This window comes from Allobosea sp. GW821-FHT03A12, assembly GCF_058986765.1.
The window spans coordinates 1,185,956-1,202,583 of sequence record NZ_JBYSVZ010000003.1; the positions used below are offsets into that span (position 1 = coordinate 1,185,956).

The window sequence follows — 16,628 nt, forward strand, 5'->3', positions numbered from 1 at the left end:
CCGGCCGCTATCCGCCATGGGTGCCGCGTCAAAGCAAGCGCAGGCCGACCCTTTTTTGAGATCGCGACACGAACCGGAGGACATCACATGACCAAGGCTCGCAACCTGCTTCTCGCTTCGACCATTCTCGGCGCAGCTTTCGCCGCGACTGCTGCCCAGGCCGGCACGCTCGCCGTGCTGACCGGCGACGACACGCTCACCATGGTCGACACCGCGACCCAGAAGGCCGGCAAGTCGATGAAGGTCAGCGGCATCAACGGCAAGATCGCCGGCATCGATGTCCGCCCGGCCGACGGCATGCTCTATGCGCTCGCCACCGACGGCACGATCTACACGGTCGACAAGGCTGGCAAGGCGACGATGAAGTCGAAGATGGACACGGTGCTTCCTGCCAGCACCATGGCGACGGTCGACTTCAACCCGGCCGCCGATCGTCTGCGCGTCATCGGCGCCGACGGCACCAACCTCCGCGTCAATGTCGACGACGGCAAGACCACGGTCGACGGCAAGCTGAAATTCGCCGAGACCGACATGCACAAGGGCGAGACGCCGATGGTCGTCGCCGGCGCCTACAGCAATTCGGTCAAGGGCACCAAGGAGACGGCGCTCTACGACATCGACGGCAAGATCGGCGGGCTGCTGAAGCAGGCGCCGCCGAATGACGGCGTGCTCGGCGCCATCGGCAAGCTGGGTATGACCCCGAAGGCGATCGCCTTCGACATCGAGACGGCTGCCGATGGCAGCAACACCGGCTGGCTCGTCGCCGATGGCGGCCTCTACAAGGTCGACCTCGCCACGGGCAAGGCTGCCATGGTCGGCAAGATTGCAGGGATCAGCGCGGCGGTGCGTGATATCGCTGCGATGCCTGCGATGTGACCTGAGCGCATCCTTCAATCGGTAGGAGGCCGCCGTTCTCTAGGGAGCGGCGGCCTTCTCCGTTGGCGAGGCGGCCGGGCTTTCGCCATAGTTGCAGTGAAGTCTGTGCTTTGGCGACGCAGATGGCGGAGGCGAGGGCATGGCGGATTGGTCAGACCCGCGCTTGAGGATGCTGGCCCTGCAACGCTTCGGCCTCGGCTTGAAGCCGGGGCAGGGCGGAACGGTCGCAGATGCCCGCGAGCGCCTGCTCACGGAGGTTCGCAGCGAAGGGGCTCCCCAGCCGCGCGTCAGCTTTTCCGGCGCGGCGCCGATCGGCCGGGCGCTCTACGCCTTCGAGGATGAGGAGCGTGCGGCGCGCGAGGCAAAGCGCGTCGCCGCCCAGCAGGGCGGCGGGCAGCAAGGCATGGGGCAAAGCGTGCAGATCGCTGCCGCCTCGCCAATGCCCGGCCAGCCGCAGGGCTCGATGGCCAAACCGCCGCCACCGGAGCCGCCCTTTCCGGCAAAGGTCTATCGCGAGGAGATGGTCGCCCGCGTCCAAAGCACGCTGGAGGCCGAGACCGGCTTCGCCGAGCGGCTGGTGCAGTTCTGGTCGAACCATTTCTGCGTCTCGGTCGCCAAGGGCAATTTCGTCCGCGCCATGGCCGGCGCCTTCGAGCGCGAGGCGATCCGCCCCAACATCTTCGGTCGTTTCGAGGACCTGCTGGTCGCGGTCGAGAGCCATCCGGCGATGCTGACCTTCCTCGACAACCAGCTCTCGATCGGCCCGGATTCGCGCGCCGGCAAGCGCCGGGGCCGCGGTCTCAACGAGAACCTCGCCCGCGAGATCATGGAGCTGCACACGCTCGGCGTCTCAGGCGGCTATACGCAAGCCGACGTCACCTCGCTGGCGCGGATCATCACCGGCTGGACGGTGGTTGGACGCGACGCCCGCCTCGGTTTCCCCGGCTCCTTCGCCTTCAATCCCGGCCTGCACGATCCCGGCGGCCAGAAGCTGCTCGGCAAGGTCTACCGGCAGGAGGGCAAGGAGATGGGCATGGCGGCGCTCGCCGACCTCGCCCGCCATCCGAGCACGGCCAATTTCATCGCTCGCAAGCTCGCCCGCCATTTCGTCGCCGACGAGCCGCCGCAGGCGCTGGTCGCCGAGCTCGCCCGGGTCTTCCGCGAGACGGGCGGCGACCTCGCCGTGCTCTCGCGCGCACTGGTGACGTCGGAATCTGCTGCGACCGCACCCGCGACCAAGCTGCGAACGCCGCAGGAGTTCCTGGTCGCGTCGTTCCGGGCACTCGGCCGCAAGCCGGATTTCGGCCAGATCGCCGGGCCGCTCGGCGTGATGGGCCAGCCGCTCTGGCAGCCCTCCGGCCCGGACGGCTATCCTGATACGAATGCAGCCTGGGCGACGCCTGAGGGGATCAAGACCCGCATCGATGTCGCTGCCCAGCTCGGCCGGCAGGCGGCCGGCTCGGTCGCCGATCCGCGCACGCTGGTCGAGGAGGTGCTCGGCCCGCTCGCGTCGCCGCAGACACGGCAGGCGGTGGCGCGGGCCGAGAGCAAGCCGCAGGCGCTCGCGCTGCTGCTGATGTCGCCTGAATTCCAGCGGAGGTGAGCATGGGCGCTGACGATTGCGAACGGATGACGCCCTCGCGCCGGGCCGTGCTCGGTGCTGCGAGCGCGCTCTTCGCCTGGTCCTACATGCCAAAATTCGCCCATGCGGCGGCCGGCTCGCGCGATTCCCGCTTCCTGCTGGTGGTACTGCGCGGCGCGCTCGACGGGCTCTCGGCCGTGCCGCCGCTCAGCGATCCCGGTTATGCCGATCTGCGCGAGGGCATCGCGCTCGCCAAGGACGGGCCGGAGGCGGCGCTGCCGCTCGATGGCTTCTTCTACTTGCACCCGGCGATGCCGAACCTGGCGCGGCTCTATGCCGAGGGGCAGGCGGCGATCGTCCATGCCAGCGCCACCGGCTATCGCGAGCGCTCGCATTTCGACGGACAGGACGTGCTCGAAAGCGGGCAGGGCGGCCCGGGCAAGACCGATAGCGGCTGGCTCAACCGGCTGATCGCCAGCCTCCCGGCGGGCGAGGCGGTCTCGCGCCATGGTGCGCTCGGTGTCGGCGTGGTGCCGCCGCTGGTGGTGCGCGGCTCGGCGCCGGTGCTCGGCTGGGCGCCGCCGCGCATGGCGCGGGCTGGGGCCGATCTCGTCCAGCGCCTCGGCGATCTCTATGGCGAGCGCGATCCTGCTCTGGCGCTGGTGCTGAAGCGGGCGATCGAGACCGAATTGATCGCGACGAAGCAGGGCGCCGAGCAGCCGCGCGGCGGCGGCGGGCCGGACAGCGCCGAAGGCATGAAGCGTATCGCCGAAGGCGCCGCCCGGCTGGTCGGTGCCGAGGATGGCCCGCGCATCGCTGCGCTGGCGTTCGAGGGCTGGGATACGCATGCGAATGAGGGCGGCGCCAAGGGCCGGCTTGCAACCCTGCTCGGCGGCTTGGATGGTGCGCTCGCGACCTTCGAGAGCGGGCTCAAACCCGTCTGGAAGGACACGGTGGTGATGGTCGTCACCGAGTTCGGCCGCACTGCCCGCGTCAACGGCACAGTCGGCACCGATCACGGCACCGGCACGGTCGCCTTCCTGGTCGGTGGCGCGGTCAAGGGCAGGCGGATGATCGTCGACTGGCCGGGCTTGAAACCCGAGCAGCTCCACGAGCAGCGCGACCTCAGGCCGACCACCGACATCCGCGCAGTTGCGAAGGGGGTCGTCGCCGACCTGTTTGGGCTGTCGGGACCTGTGCTGGCCGAGAAGGTTTTTCCGGGCACCGGCGGATTGGCGCCGATGCAGGGGCTGGTGGTTTAGCCTTGGCGTCATGCTCGGGCGAAGCGTAGCGCAGATCCGAGCATCTCTTTCAGGAGATTCCCGGCTCTCCGCTTCGCTACGGCCGGGAATGACGCCCTGCGATCACGCCCAAGCCCGCCCCTTCAGCTTCTCCTCATAGGCGTCGATCTTGCTCGACTTCTCCATGGTGAGGCCGATGTCGTCGAGGCCGTTGAGCAGGCAGTGCTTGCGGAACGGGTCGATCTCGAAGCGGACCTCGCCGCCATCCGGCCCCTTGATCGTCTGGCCGACGAGATCGACCGTCAGCGTCGCGTTCGAGCCGCGATCGGCGTCGTCGAACAGCTTCTCCAGATCTTCCTGGCTGACCACGATCGGCAGGATGCCGTTCTTGAAGCAGTTATTGTAAAAGATGTCGGCGAAGCTGGTGGAGATCACGCAGCGGATGCCGAAGTCGAGCAGCGCCCAGGGCGCGTGCTCGCGCGAGGAGCCGCAGCCGAAATTGTCGCCGGCGACCAGGATCTCGGACTTGCGATAGGCCGGCTGGTTGAGGACGAAGTCGGGGTTCTCCGAGCCGTCCTCCTTGTAGCGCATCTCTGAGAACAGCGCGGTGCCGAGCCCGGTGCGCTTGATCGTCTTCAGATACTGCTTGGGGATGATCATATCGGTGTCGACATTGATCACCTTCAGCGGGGCAGGTGTCGAGGTCAGGGTGGTGAAGGGCTGCATGGCGATACTCCTGAATAGGTTTGAAGCGACTTTGAGCCGGCGGGTCAGCCCACCGCGCGCTCGATCGCGTCCATGTCGTCGTCGTCGAAGCCGAAATGGTGGCCGATCTCATGGACGAGCACGTGGGTGACGATGGCGCCGAGCGTCTCGTCATGCTCGGCCCAGTAGTCGAGGATCGGCCGGCGGTAGAGATGGATGGTGTTGGGCATCTGTCCGGTCTGCGGGGCATAGCCCTGCTGCGGCAGGCCGATCCCGGAGAACAGGCCGAGCAGGTCGAAGGGACTCTCGGCTTCGAGCTCCTTCAGCACGTCGTCCTCGGGGAATTCGGTGACGTTGATGACCAGGTCGGCGCAGAGCTTGCGAAAATCCTCGGGCAGGCGGTCATAGGCCGCCTGCGCCAGGATCTCGAACTCGGCGGTCGAGGGCGCGCGCACGCCGTCCCAGTCGAGGCTTTGCGAGGCCTCGCCCGAAGCGGCGGTCTTGATCGAGGGAACGCTGCCCATCACCAGATCTTCAGTTGATGCCCGAGCCACCAGGACAGGCCGATGAAGGCGATCAGCGAGAGGCCGCGGCCGATCCTGCGGCCCCAGAGCTCGATGTTGTCGCCTTCCGGCGCATCCTTGCCGGAGAAGTGGTCGGCCGCACGGCCCATCGAGGAGCCGAGGAAGCTCTCGGAATCGCGCTTGACGCGACCCAGCGCTTCCTTGGCCTCGTTGGCGCGGGCGGCTTCGCGGGGATCGGTGCTCATGACGTCCTCCCGCGATCCCGACCGCTTCAGCCCAGCGTGCGCACGTCGACGAAGCGGCCGGTCAGGGCCGCTGCCGCCGCCATCGCCGGCGAGACGAGGTGGGTGCGGCCGCGATAGCCCTGGCGACCCTCGAAATTGCGGTTCGAGGTCGAGGCGGCGCGCTGGCCCGGCTTGAGCTGATCGGGGTTCATGCCGAGGCACATCGAGCAGCCCGGCTCGCGCCATTCGAAGCCGGCGGCGATGAAGATCTTGTCGAGCCCCTCGGCCTCGGCCTGCTGCTTCACCAGACCCGAGCCTGGCACGATCATGCCGTAGTCCAGGCTCTCATGGATCTTCTTGCCCTCGACGATCTTGGCGACGGTGCGCAGATCCTCGATGCGGCCATTGGTGCAGGAGCCGATCCAGATCACGTCGAGCGGGATTTCGGTCATCTTGGTGCCGGCGGTCAGGCCCATATATTCCAGAGCCCGCTTCTTCGAGGCGCGCTTGACCTCGTCTTCGATCTGCTCGGGATCGGGCACGGCGCCGGTCACCGAGATCACGTCCTCGGGGCTGGTGCCCCAGGAGACGATCGGCGGCAGGTTGGCGGCGTCGAGTCGGACGATGCGGTCGAAATGCGCGCCCTCGTCGGAGCGCAGCGTCTCCCAGTAGCGCAGCGCCTCGTCCCAGGCGGCGCCCTTCGGCGCCTTGGGGCGGTCCTTGAGATAGGCGTAGCCCTTCTCGTCCGGCGCGACCATGCCGGCGCGGGCGCCGCCCTCGATCGACATGTTGCAGACGGTCATGCGGCCTTCCATGGTGAGGCCGCGGATCGCCTCGCCGGCGTACTCGATCACCGAGCCTGTGCCGCCGGCGGTGCCGATCTCGCCGATGATGGCGAGGGTGATGTCCTTGGCGCCGACGCCCGGAGCGGGCTTGCCGTCGACCTGGACCAGCATGTTCTTGGCCTTCTTCTGGATCAGCGTCTGGGTGGCGAGCACATGCTCGACCTCCGAAGTGCCGATGCCATGGGCCAGCGCGCCGAAGGCGCCATGCGTCGAGGTGTGGCTGTCGCCGCAGACGATGGTGGTACCGGGCAAAGTGAAGCCCTGCTCGGGGCCGACGATGTGGACGATGCCCTGGCGGATATCGAGCTCGTTGAAGTACTCGACGCCGAATTCCTTGGCGTTCTTGGCCAGCGCCTCGACCTGGATCCGGCTCTCTTCCTCGGCGATGCCCTTGCTGCGGTCGGTCGTCGGGATGTTGTGGTCGACGACGGCCAGCGTCTTGCTAGGCGCATGGACCTTGCGGCCGGTCATGCGCAGGCCCTCGAAGGCCTGCGGGCTGGTGACCTCGTGGACGAGGTGGCGGTCGATATAGAGCAGGCAGGTGCCGTCGTCCTGGCGGTCGACGACGTGGTCCTCGAAGATCTTGTCGTAGAGGGTGGTGGGGGCCTTGGTCGCAGTCATGGCTTCATCGCCTTCGGTATGGAAATCGGTAGCGGCCCATAAAGGGCCAGCACGCATCGCAACGGCCTGTCGCCGGCCGGACGGCCGGTCTCAGGCGAGCGTAAGGCCTGCTGCGAGCGAGGCCGTGAAGCGGCCGAAAAAGCGCCAGGGCAGGCGGGCATGGTCATGCAGCGCGGCGAAGCCCTGGGTGGTCGGAAAACGGCGCGGGTTCAGCGTGCGGCGCATCACGCGCCGGACTTCGCCCCTGTTCTGCCGCTTCACCGTCATGGCTCGCTTCTACCAGTTCCAAACTGCACCGGCAACGCGCTGGAGCTGTCGCAGCGGCAGCCGCGTAGCGCGTTCCGTGCAGGGCTGATATCTAGCTGCTCCCGCAGCGCCGCGAAAGGGCGGCTGCGCCGGCAAACGGACTGGTGATGCGATGGCGCGCTTCTTCCCCTTCATGCTGCTGGCGGTCATCGCCTATGGCGTCACCGTCGCGGCGATGGGCATCCCGCTCTCGCAGGAGCTCCTGAACTTGCGCCTGCCTTCCGGCACCGCCTTCATCCTCACGGTCAGCGAGTTGCTGCTCACCATCTCGACGGTCGTGCTGTTCTTCGAATTGATGAACGCGACCAGCGCCAAGGCGAGCTCGATCCTCAACCATGGCCTGTCCATGGTGGTGTTCATCGCCTGCGGGCTGATCTTCCTGTTCGTGCCTGGGTTCGGCACCGGCACCTTCGTGATCATCACGCTGATGTCGCTGGTCGACGTGATCGCCGGCTACTCGATCAGCATACTGACCGCCCGGCGGGACATGACTTTGGGGAACAACGAGTAGGCGCGCCGCCCGTCACTGCGAGGAGCGGAGCGACGAAGCAATCCAGAGGGCGTCGAGCGAGACCTTCTGGATTGCTTCGCTACGCTCGCAATGACGGCTGAGACCTAAAGCTCGCTGCGCAGCTGCCACAGCTCCGGGAAGAACGAGCGCTCCAGCGCGGTCTTCAGGAATTTCACCCCGCTGGAGCCGCCGGTGCCGGGCTTGAAGCCGATGATGCGCTCGACCGTCTTCATGTGGCGGAAGCGCCATTGCTGGAACTGGTCCTCGACATCGACCAACTCCTCGGCGAGCTCGTAGAGATCGAAATAGCGGTGCGTGTCGCGATAGATCGAAAGCCACACCGCTTTCACCCCTTCGTTCGCGACATGGGGCTGGCTCCAGTCGCGCTCGACGCAATCCGGGGGGACCGGCAGGCCGCGGCGGGCCAATAGCCGCAGCGCCTCGTCATAGAGGCTCGGCGCATGCAGCAAGTCCTGCAGATGGGCGTGGTGCTCCGGGTGATGCTTGTGCATCGCCAGCATGCGCGGGTCCTTGGCGCCGAGGCGGAATTCGAGCGCGCGATACTGGTAGGACTGGAAGCCGGAGGACTGGCCGAGCGCGTCGCGGAAGGCGAGGTAGTCGGCCGGGGTCATGGTCGAGAGCACGTCCCAGGCGGTGACGAGCTGCGCCTGGATGCGCGAGACCCGCGCCAGCGACTTGAAGGCCGGCTGCAGCTCATCCTCCCTGATCGCGGCGATGGCGCCGTCGAGCTCGTGAGTCGCGAGCTTCAGCCAGAGCTCCTGCACCTGGTGGATGGTGATGAACAGCAATTCGTCGGGCGCATCGCTCAACGGCTTCTGTGCCGCGAGCAGGAGGTCGAGGCCGAGATAGGAGCCGTAATCCATCCGCTCCTTGAAATCGGTCTGCATGCCCGGCTCGATCCGGCTCTGGTGATCGCCCGTCCCGCTGGTCATGATGCCGCCCTCGCTCGCCTCGCGCCTTGACTGGAGAGAGGCACAAGATATTTTAAGTTTAAAGTATTTTGTCGGATCGGCAAGGTGGCGGAGCCTGATGATGGACCAGATGACGAATGCTCCCGTAGGGCTCGGATTTCCGCCATTCGACCTCGCCGCCGAGTTCTCGCATTTCCGCCAGAACTGGCCTTCCAGCCTGCATTTCGCCGCCCACAGCCATCATTTCTGGCCGGATGCCACCCGCGAGGCGCATTTGCGCGCCTGGGACGATGCTGCCCGCCTCGTCGACGGCAAATGGCAGGAGGTGCTGGGGCCCGTCTGGCAGAAGCTCGCGCAAGGCGTGGCGCGGCATCTCAATCTGCCGGGGATCGACGGACTCGTCCCGGCCAACAACACCCATGAATTCGTCAACCGTTTGCTCTCCTGCCTGCCGCGCGAGCGCAAGCCACGCATCTTGACCAGCGATGCCGAGTTCCATTCCTTTCGGCGCCAGATCGAGCGGCTCGCCGAAGACGGCCTGATCGAGTTGACGGTCGTGCCTGCGGAGCCCTTCGCGGGCCTGGCTGAGCGGCTGGTCGCAGCGGCGCAAGCTGGCCCCGGCCCCGACATGGTCTTCGTCAGCCAGGTCCATTTCAACTCGGGCTATGCGCTGACCGATCTGGAGGCGCTGGTCGATGGCGTCTCGGCACCAGGCCGGCTCGTGGTCATCGACGGCTATCACGGCTTCCTGGCCCGCCCGACAGATCTCTCGGGGATTGCTGACAAGGCCTTCTACATCGCCGGCGGCTACAAATACGCGATGTCGGGCGAGGGCGCCTGCTTCATGCACTGCCCGCCGGGTTTCGCCATGCGTCCGCGCGATACCGGCTGGTATGCCTCCTTCGGCGCGCTCTCGGGCAAGCAGGGCGAGATCGGCTATGCCGAGAATGGCTGGCGCTTCATGGGCGCGACCTTCGACCCATCTGGCCTCTACCGCATGGGCGCGATGTTCGACTGGCTCGATGCCAGACGCCTCGACGCAGCCGCGATCCACGCGCATGCCCATGCCTTGCAGGCGATCTTCGCCGAGGGGCTGGCGAAGCAGCCCTGTGGCGTGCTCGCCCTCGAGAACTTGGTCGTGCCGCTGGATGAACCGGCGCGCGGCAATTTCCTCACCTTCCGCCATGCCGACGCGGCGACCTGGCACGAGAAGCTGACGCAGGCCGGCATCACCGTCGACCTGCGCGGCGATCGCCTGCGTGTCGGCTTCGGGCTCTACCAGACCGCGGATGATGTGAAGCTGCTGCTGGAGCGGCTGCTGACGTTGCGGTAGGCTCTGTTCCCGATCAGCTTGCACCCTGCACTGATCACGCGGACGGAGCTGACGCATGAAGACTCTGCCGGCCCTGGTGATTGCTGCCGCTCTCGCTTCGCTCACCCCCGCCTTCGCGCAGACGCCTGCCAAGGAGGTCGCTTCTGCGGCCGTGCAGAAGGAATTCGGCGACTTCATCGGAAAGTTCCGTGCGGCGCTGAAGGCTAATGATCCGGCGGCCGTCGCAGCGATGACGAAGCTGCCTTATATGGCCGACGTGTCCATCAGCGACGCGGCGCAATTCCGCGCCAAGGCCTGGCCGCGCGACTTCGGCGCGAAGAACCGCGCCTGCCTCCAGCGCGCCAAGCCGGTCTATGATCGCGACGGCAACAGGAACGAGATCTACGCGATCACCTGCGGCGGCAGCATCTTCACCTTCACCAAGACATCGTCCGGCTTCCAGCTCACGGATGTCGACGTGGCCGACTGAGCAGGTGTGGGGACGCGTCAGCGCTGCGAAGTATCGACGCTGACCACGACCGACATCCCGGGCGAGAGCTGTTCGGCCAGCGCCTGACCGGCATCGATCGCGATCCGCACCGGCACGCGCTGGGCGATCTTGACGAAGTTGCCGGTGGCGTTCTCTGGCCGGATCACGCTGAATTCGGAGCCGGCCGCTGGGGAGAAACGCTCGATCGTGCCGGTCAGCCTGGCATGGCGCAGCGCATCGACGGTGAAACTGACCTTCTGGCCGATGCGCATGCCGGGCAGTTGTGTCTCCTTGAAATTGGCGATCACCCAGACCTGGCTCGGCACCAACGCCATCAATTGCGTGCCGGCCGAGACATATTGCCCGAGCCGGGCCGAGACCTCGCCGAGGCGCCCGTCCTGCGGCGCGGTGATCCGGGTGTTCTGCAGGTCGATCTCGGCGAGATGGACGGCCGCCTCGGCGCCCTGGACCGCGGCTTCCAGCGACGCCTTGTTGACGATGGCGCTCTGCACGTCCTGGCGGGAGACGTCGACGGCGGCGTTGCTTGCCGTCAGGCCGGCCTTGGCCTGGTCGAGCGCCTGCAGGCTCTGGTCGGCATTGGTCTGGTTGACGACGCCGCGCTCGCGCAGCGGCTCGATCCGGCTCCAATTGGCCTCGGCTGTGCGTAAGGCGGCCTCGGCGCTGGCGACATTGGCCTCGCTGGCGCGCAGGCGCGCCTCGGCGGCGTGGCGGGCCTGCTCGGAATTGGCGAGCGCGGCATGCTGCGCGGCGAGGCTGGCGCGGGCCTGCTCCAGCCGCTGCTGGAAGATGCGCTCGTCGATCCGGACGAGAAGCTGGCCCTGCTTGACCGTGGCGAAATCCTGCACGGCGACCTCGGCGATGTAGCCGGCGAGCTGCGGCGCGATCACCGTGACCTGGCCGCGCACATAGGCGTTCTCGGTGGTCTCGATCGCGCTGGCGAAGGGCGGCAGCCGCCATGCGTAGAGGATGACGCTGATGCCGGCGAGGCCGACGGCGAGCGCGACATAGGTCGAGACGGAGCGGAAGATGCGGGTCATGGCTGGGGCGCGGGGGCAGGGGCGGCGGGAGCGGCGAAGCGTTCCCGCAGGCGCAGGACGGCAAGATGGGTGAGGAGGCCGATCAGCGCGCTGCCGGCGATCATCGCGATCAGCAGGAAGGCGTCGTTATAGGCGAGAACGGTCGCTTCCCGGGTCGCCTGCTGGGCGAGCAGGGTGACGCCTTCGGCCCGCGTCAGCCCGAGATCGGTGAGGACATGGCCATAGGCGCCGCCAAGCTGCTGGACGCGCTCGGCGACGAGCGGGTTGGCCAGCGAGAAATGCTCGGCGAGCTGGCTGTAGTGGAAGCTCGTCCGAAGCGTGATGAAGCTGCCGAACAGGGCCGAGCCGAGCAGGCCGCCAATGCTCTGGGTGAACAGGAAGATCACGAAGAAGCTGAGGATGTAGACCGGCCCGCGCGCCAGCGCCGGAGCGAGGCCCTGTCCCATCGCCGCCGGCAGGAACAGGGCCGAGCCATAGGCGACCAGCGCCTGGCTCAGATGGATGTCGTCTGGCCGGGTCAGGCTGGTGGCGCTGCTGTCGAGGAGCGCGCCGGTCATGATGCAGACGAGCGCCGCCGCGTAGAAGGCATTCTCCCGGCCGGGGCGCAGCAGCGCCGCGCAGGTGAAGCCGCCGGCCAGGATCGCCGCCAGGATCACGCCATAGAGTGGCAGGGTCTGCTCGTTCTGGAAGCCGAGCGCCTGGAAGAAATTCGAGGCGCCGACCGTCTGCTCGGCCAGCACGACACGGAACAGTAGCAGTACGGTGGCGTAATGCAGCGTCGCCGGGCTGGTCAGCCAGCGTATGTCGATCAGCGGGCTCTGTCGGTGCAGCTCGATGATCGCCGCCAGCATCAGGCAGAGGATTGCGCCGGCGAAGAGCCAGCCGAGCCAGGGTGCCTCCAGCCACCAATAGATCCGCCCGAGCGAGAGCGCGACGGCGATCGCGCCGAAGCCGAGCGCGATCAGCAGATAGCTCACCCCGTCGAGCGGCCCGATCACCTTGACCCGCGGCGGCGTCGTCAATGGCAGGGCGTAGACCAGGCCGAAGGCGACCAGCGCCAGCCCCATCTCGAACAGGGTGAGGCCGTGGAAACCGCCGATCTCGAGCAGCGTCGGCGAGATCAATCGCGTCACGGGAATGCCGAGGGTGGTGTTGGTCAGCGCCAGCGACAGGCCGACCGTCAGCTTCTGGCGCGGCTGCAGCGGCTCGATCATGTAGAGGAAGGCGAGCGAGGACATCGGCGCGGCGGCGATCCCGCTCATGAAGCGCACGACCAGCGCCGATTGCAGGTCGTGCACGAAGAAATTGAGCAAGGCGGCGATGACGAAGCCGGCGATGCTGATCTCGGCGAAATTGCGCAGGCCGTACTGCATCCTGATCTTGATCAGGGCGATCGAGAGCGAGACGTTCGGCGCCATATAGGCGGCGATCAGCCAGTTGGTCTCGGCCACGGTGGCGCCGAGCTCGCCCTGGATCTGGTAGACATTGGTCGTGACGAGATTGGCGCCGACCTGCTGCGTCATCGCCAGCATCGTCGCGGCCAGCATGTAGGCGAGCGCCCGCGCCCGGCTCATGCTCGCCGCCGCGGCGGGCGGCGGTGGCGCCGCAGCTTGCGGAGCGGGGGAGGGCGCGTTCATCCGGCCGCCCCGCGGTTGGCGACGATGTTCCGCGACATCCGGGAGAGCACGCGCAGGGCGATCTCCAGCTCCTCCCTGTCGACCCCATCGAGCACATCGGCGCGCAATTCGGTCAGGAAGGCAAGGATGTCCTCGGCCTGGGCCCGTGCCGCTTCGGTCAGGAACACCCGCCGGGCCCGCCGGTCGCCGGGGGCGGCGCGGCGCTCGATCATGCCGGTGCGTTCGAGCCCGTCGAGCAAGCGCACCAATGTCGGCTGCTCGATGTCGAGCAGATCAGCGAGATCGGACTGAATCGGCCCGTCGGCCTTGGCGAGCTGCATCAGCAGGCGGGCGCGCGAGAGCGTCAGCCCCATGTCGCGGGCGCGCTCGTCGACCAGCGCCCTGAGCTTGCGGTTGGCAGACGCCAGTTCGGCGGTGAAGGCGGCCTGAAGCTCCGGAGAGTCCATAGCGTTCACATAAATAGCTTGCTAATGATGCGCTTACATATCAATGCTTATAGTGCATGACAATCGCTGATCTGCCGATTTGATATGCGTCAATAGAATGCCATGCCGCGTCAGCGTCATTGCGAGCGTAGCGAAGCAATCCAGGAGCGGCAGGGCTCTACGCCCCTGGATTGCTTCGTCGCGATGCTCCTCGCAATGACGGAGGCGCGGGCAACAAAAAAACGCGGCCCGGAGGCCGCGTTCCTGAAATCCCAAAAAAGGAAGAGCGGCTTACTTGCCCTTGCTCTCGCCCTTGGCCGGCTTGGCATCGACGCGCTCGGCGATACGGGCCGACTTGCCGCGGCGATCGCGCAGGTAATACAGCTTGGCGCGGCGAACCTTGCCCTTGCGGACGACCTTGATCGAGTCGAGGTTCGGCGAATACAGCGGGAAGACGCGCTCGACGCCCTCGCCATAGGAAATCTTGCGGACGGTGAAGCTCTCGTTGAGGCCGCCGCCGTTGCGGGCGATCACGACGCCTTCATAGGCCTGGACGCGGCTGCGCTCGCCTTCCTTGACCTTGACGTTGACCTGCACGGTGTCGCCGGGCTGGAAATGCGGGATTTCCTTGCTCTCGGCGAGCTTGGCGATCTGCTCCTTGTCGAGCTGCTCGATGATGTTCATGGCTATCTCCATGGCCGTGTTCGCGCGGGTAGCGCGGGCTTTCGGCTCGCTGTTTTCAGTTGAGGGCGTGGCCATACAGCAGGCCGGCGGGTTTGTCGAGACGCCGCGATGGTCGCGCCAAGCCAGTTCCCGCTCATCTTGCGCAATGTCGTCGGCAAGGCCAGGAGATTCAGCATGCCGGCCGAGATTCTGTCCTATGCCTCGCTGTTCACCCTGGCGGTCGGGCTGATCGCCGGCACCGTCGGCGGCGTGGTCGGGACCGGTTCCTCGATCATGCTGCTGCCGGTGCTGGTCTGGTCGTTCGGGCCGAAGCAGGCCGTGCCGATCATGGCGGTGGCCGCGGTGATGGCGAATCTGGCGCGGCTCGCCGCCTGGTGGCGCGAGGTCGATTGGCGCGCCTTCCTCGCCTATGCGCTGCCTGGCATCCCGGCGGCGATGCTCGGCGCCCGTACGCTGCTGCAATTGCCGGCCGCGGCGATCGATATCGGCCTCGGCCTGTTCTTCCTGCTGATGATTCCCGGGCGGCACTGGCTTGCAGCGCGCCAGATCAGACTCGGCCTCTGGCAGCTCGCTTTGGCCGGCACGGTGATCGGCTTCCTGACCGGCCTCGTGCTCTCGACCGGGCCGCTCAGCGTTCCCGCCTTCGCCGCTTACGGCCTGAGCAAGGGCGCGCTGCTCTCGACGGAGGCTGCGACCTCGCTGTTCATCTACCTGACCAAGGTCGGGACCTTCCGCAGCTTCGGGGCGATGCCGCTCGCGATCTTCGCCAAGGGGGTCATCGTCGGCTCCTCGCTGATGCTCGGCGCCTTCATCGGCAAGGCATTGGTACGGCGCATGGACGAGCGCACCTTCCAGCGCCTGCTCGACGGGATGATGCTTTTCTCCGGCCTGTTCCTGCTGCTGGCTGCGTTTCGCTGACTGCTTCCGGCAGGCCGCCGCGGGCTGTATGCAAGCTGCAGGGTTATGGATAGCGGAGCAGCATCATGTCCGAGAGTTCGATCAAGACCGCCCTCGTCACCGGGGCCGCGCGCGGGATCGGGCTCGCGACGGCCAAGCGCTTCCTCGCCGACAACTGGCGCGTCGCGCTGCTCGACATCGACGAGCCGGAACTCGCCAAAGCGATGGCCGATCTCGACGCGCCGACCGCGACGATGTCGATCGGCTGCGATGTCGCCATGCCCGGGCAGGTCGCCGAGGCGGTCGACGCGGTGGTCGAGCGCTTCGGCCGGCTCGACGCGCTCGTCAACAATGCCGGCACGGCTGTGTTCAAGCCATTGCTGGAGACGACCTACGCCGAATGGCAGCGCGTCCTCGCGGTCAACCTCGACGGGCCGTTCCTGACGACGCAGGCCGCCGCGCCGGTGATGGCCGATAATGGCGGCGGCGCCATCGTCAACATCACCTCGATCTCGGGCCTGCGCGCCTCGACGCTGCGCGTCGCCTACGGCACCAGCAAGGCGGCGCTGGCCCATCTCACCAAGCAGCAGGCCGCCGAGCTCGCCGGGCTCGGCATCCGCGTCAACGCCGTCGCACCCGGCCCGGTCGAGACGGCGATGGCCAAGGCCGTGCACAGCCCCGAGATCCGCGCCGACTATCATGACGCCATCCCGCTCGCTCGATACGGAGCAGAGGAGGAACTTGCCGAAGCGATCTTCTTCCTGTGCAGCGATCGGGCGAGCTACATCACGGGCCAGGTGCTCGCCGTCGATGGCGGTTTCGACGCGGTCGGCATCGGGCTGCCGACATTGCGTGGCCAGCGTCGCAACCGCTAGCCCAGCAACCGGGCCAGCGCCTCCTTCAGCGTGACGCTGCCGCGGCGCATCTCGCCGACATCCTCGAAAGCGGCGCGGCCGGCATTCATCGCGTCATAGAGCCCGGCGAGCTCGCGCGCATGGCTTGCGCTTAAGCCCGCGGCGACGAGCCCCGGTTCCCATTCCTCGCGCGGCGTCGGCACAGCCATGACCGGTTTGCCGAGCAGCTCAGTCAGCGCCTGCGCCGTATCCTCCGGCGAATACTCCGCCGGCCCCTTCAGGTTGACGATACGCTCGCCGGCAAGCGGGCGAGCGAGCTCGGCGGCTGCCTGCCGGCCGACATCGAGCGCGGAGACGGTCTCGCCAGCGGCGTCGAGCGGCTGGCGCATGCTCGGCAGGATACCGTGCTCGGCGGCGACACCAAGGACGCTACCCCAGTTCTCCATGAACTCGGTGGCGCGGATGAAGGTCAGCGACGGTGCCGCCCCGCGCAGCGCCTGCTCGAAATCGTGCAGCGCCCTGACGATGCCGGTGCCCTCCGTGCGATGAGCCCCGCTCGACGACAGCGCCACGACATGCGGCACGCCGGCGCGGCGGATCGCCTCGGCGATCGCGGCGCCATTCTTTGCCGCAGCGGCGAAGACGTCCTCTGCCGCATGCGGCACCGGGTTGAGCACATAGACAGCCTCAGCGCCGGCAAAAGCCGCCGTCAGCGCCTCGATGTCATCGAGATCGGCCTTGGCCAGGACCGCGCCTTTGTCGGCCAGCGCAGCTGCGCCGCTCGGCTCGCGGACGATCGCCCTGACCGCATGACCCGCTGCGAGAGCAGCCTCCAAGGCCGCGCCGCCCGTCTGTCCCGTCGCTCCCATGATCGCAAACATGATGTCCTCCTTCGGTTGCCGAG

Annotated in this window: 19 protein-coding genes; 8 read left to right on the top strand and 11 right to left on the bottom strand. The window is 67.2% G+C overall.

Annotation, left to right across the window (positions count from 1 at the left end):
* Nucleotides 1-87: 87 nt before the first annotated feature.
* The 3 genes from AC3WLC_RS13150 to AC3WLC_RS13160 all read left to right on the top strand — a co-directional run bounded on the left by AC3WLC_RS13150 (nt 88) and on the right by AC3WLC_RS13160 (nt 3,720).
* Nucleotides 88-876 (top strand): DUF4394 domain-containing protein, encoded by a 789-nt coding sequence (locus AC3WLC_RS13150; protein WP_493684343.1) that lies wholly within the window; start codon nt 88-90, stop codon nt 874-876.
* Nucleotides 877-1,015: 139 nt separating this feature from the next.
* Nucleotides 1,016-2,479: a DUF1800 domain-containing protein gene (locus AC3WLC_RS13155; RefSeq protein ID WP_493684344.1), complete on the top strand. Its 1,464-nt coding sequence runs from the start codon at nt 1,016-1,018 to the stop codon at nt 2,477-2,479.
* A gap of 2 nt (nt 2,480-2,481) precedes the next feature.
* Nucleotides 2,482-3,720 (top strand): DUF1501 domain-containing protein, encoded by a 1,239-nt coding sequence (locus AC3WLC_RS13160; RefSeq protein WP_493684345.1) that lies wholly within the window; start codon nt 2,482-2,484, stop codon nt 3,718-3,720.
* Between the two features lie 102 nt (nt 3,721-3,822).
* Here the strand turns inward: AC3WLC_RS13160 and leuD are convergent, their stop codons facing one another.
* The 5 genes from leuD to AC3WLC_RS13185 form a co-directional block, all read right to left on the bottom strand.
* On the bottom strand, nt 3,823-4,425 hold the full coding sequence (leuD, locus tag AC3WLC_RS13165) for a 3-isopropylmalate dehydratase small subunit (protein WP_493684346.1): 603 nt from the start codon (nt 4,423-4,425) through the stop codon (nt 3,823-3,825).
* 44 nt (nt 4,426-4,469) lie between these two features.
* On the bottom strand, nt 4,470-4,928 hold the full coding sequence (locus tag AC3WLC_RS13170) for a metallopeptidase family protein (RefSeq protein ID WP_493684347.1): 459 nt from the start codon (nt 4,926-4,928) through the stop codon (nt 4,470-4,472).
* Nucleotides 4,928-5,173 (bottom strand): hypothetical protein, encoded by a 246-nt coding sequence (locus AC3WLC_RS13175; protein ID WP_493684348.1) that lies wholly within the window; start codon nt 5,171-5,173, stop codon nt 4,928-4,930. Before AC3WLC_RS13175 ends, AC3WLC_RS13170 begins: the two co-directional genes overlap by 1 nt.
* Before the next feature lie 26 nt (nt 5,174-5,199).
* Nucleotides 5,200-6,618 carry a 3-isopropylmalate dehydratase large subunit gene (gene leuC, locus AC3WLC_RS13180; protein WP_493684349.1) on the bottom strand — a complete coding sequence of 473 codons (1,419 nt, stop codon included), beginning with the start codon at nt 6,616-6,618 and terminating at the stop codon, nt 5,200-5,202.
* Nucleotides 6,619-6,708: 90 nt separating this feature from the next.
* Nucleotides 6,709-6,885, bottom strand: a complete 177-nt coding sequence (locus AC3WLC_RS13185) for a hypothetical protein (RefSeq protein ID WP_291675146.1) — start codon at nt 6,883-6,885, stop codon at nt 6,709-6,711.
* 151 nt (nt 6,886-7,036) lie between these two features.
* Between AC3WLC_RS13185 and AC3WLC_RS13190 the strand changes: the two genes are divergently transcribed.
* Nucleotides 7,037-7,435, top strand: a complete 399-nt coding sequence (locus AC3WLC_RS13190; RefSeq protein WP_493684350.1) for a hypothetical protein — start codon at nt 7,037-7,039, stop codon at nt 7,433-7,435.
* A gap of 104 nt (nt 7,436-7,539) precedes the next feature.
* On the opposite strand, the gene kynA is transcribed toward AC3WLC_RS13190, so the two are convergent.
* Complete coding sequence (gene kynA, locus AC3WLC_RS13195) at nt 7,540-8,388, bottom strand: tryptophan 2,3-dioxygenase (RefSeq protein ID WP_493684351.1); 849 nt, start codon at nt 8,386-8,388, stop codon at nt 7,540-7,542.
* A gap of 100 nt (nt 8,389-8,488) precedes the next feature.
* Here kynA and AC3WLC_RS13200 point away from each other — a divergent pair, with 100 nt between their 5' ends.
* Nucleotides 8,489-9,700, top strand: a complete 1,212-nt coding sequence (locus tag AC3WLC_RS13200) for an aminotransferase class V-fold PLP-dependent enzyme (RefSeq protein ID WP_493684352.1) — start codon at nt 8,489-8,491, stop codon at nt 9,698-9,700.
* 55 nt (nt 9,701-9,755) lie between these two features.
* Nucleotides 9,756-10,169, top strand: coding sequence for a hypothetical protein (locus AC3WLC_RS13205; protein ID WP_493684353.1), 414 nt, complete (start codon nt 9,756-9,758; stop codon nt 10,167-10,169).
* Between the two features lie 17 nt (nt 10,170-10,186).
* Here AC3WLC_RS13205 and AC3WLC_RS13210 read toward each other — a convergent pair whose 3' ends face one another.
* The 4 genes from AC3WLC_RS13210 to rplS form a co-directional block, all read right to left on the bottom strand.
* On the bottom strand, nt 10,187-11,227 hold the full coding sequence (locus AC3WLC_RS13210; RefSeq protein WP_493684354.1) for an HlyD family secretion protein: 1,041 nt from the start codon (nt 11,225-11,227) through the stop codon (nt 10,187-10,189).
* The gene (locus tag AC3WLC_RS13215; protein WP_493684355.1) at nt 11,224-12,864 is read right to left on the bottom strand and encodes an efflux MFS transporter permease; all 1,641 of its coding nucleotides are present in this window, start codon (nt 12,862-12,864) and stop codon (nt 11,224-11,226) included. Before AC3WLC_RS13215 ends, AC3WLC_RS13210 begins: the two co-directional genes overlap by 4 nt.
* On the bottom strand, nt 12,861-13,310 hold the full coding sequence (locus tag AC3WLC_RS13220; RefSeq protein ID WP_493684356.1) for a MarR family winged helix-turn-helix transcriptional regulator: 450 nt from the start codon (nt 13,308-13,310) through the stop codon (nt 12,861-12,863). The genes AC3WLC_RS13215 and AC3WLC_RS13220 overlap by 4 nt, the downstream gene beginning before the upstream one ends.
* Nucleotides 13,311-13,580: 270 nt before the next feature.
* Nucleotides 13,581-13,973, bottom strand: coding sequence for a 50S ribosomal protein L19 (gene rplS / locus AC3WLC_RS13225; protein ID WP_092159431.1), 393 nt, complete (start codon nt 13,971-13,973; stop codon nt 13,581-13,583).
* A gap of 174 nt (nt 13,974-14,147) precedes the next feature.
* Here rplS and AC3WLC_RS13230 point away from each other — a divergent pair, with 174 nt between their 5' ends.
* Together AC3WLC_RS13230 and AC3WLC_RS13235 are read left to right on the top strand one after the other, a co-directional pair.
* The gene (locus tag AC3WLC_RS13230; RefSeq protein WP_493684357.1) at nt 14,148-14,891 is read left to right on the top strand and encodes a sulfite exporter TauE/SafE family protein; all 744 of its coding nucleotides are present in this window, start codon (nt 14,148-14,150) and stop codon (nt 14,889-14,891) included.
* Between the two features lie 65 nt (nt 14,892-14,956).
* Complete coding sequence (locus AC3WLC_RS13235) at nt 14,957-15,745, top strand: SDR family NAD(P)-dependent oxidoreductase (RefSeq protein ID WP_493684358.1); 789 nt, start codon at nt 14,957-14,959, stop codon at nt 15,743-15,745.
* On the opposite strand, the gene AC3WLC_RS13240 is transcribed toward AC3WLC_RS13235, so the two are convergent.
* The gene (locus tag AC3WLC_RS13240) at nt 15,742-16,605 is read right to left on the bottom strand and encodes an NmrA family NAD(P)-binding protein (RefSeq protein WP_493684359.1); all 864 of its coding nucleotides are present in this window, start codon (nt 16,603-16,605) and stop codon (nt 15,742-15,744) included. The genes AC3WLC_RS13235 and AC3WLC_RS13240 overlap by 4 nt on opposite strands.
* Nucleotides 16,606-16,628 lie beyond the last annotated feature (23 nt).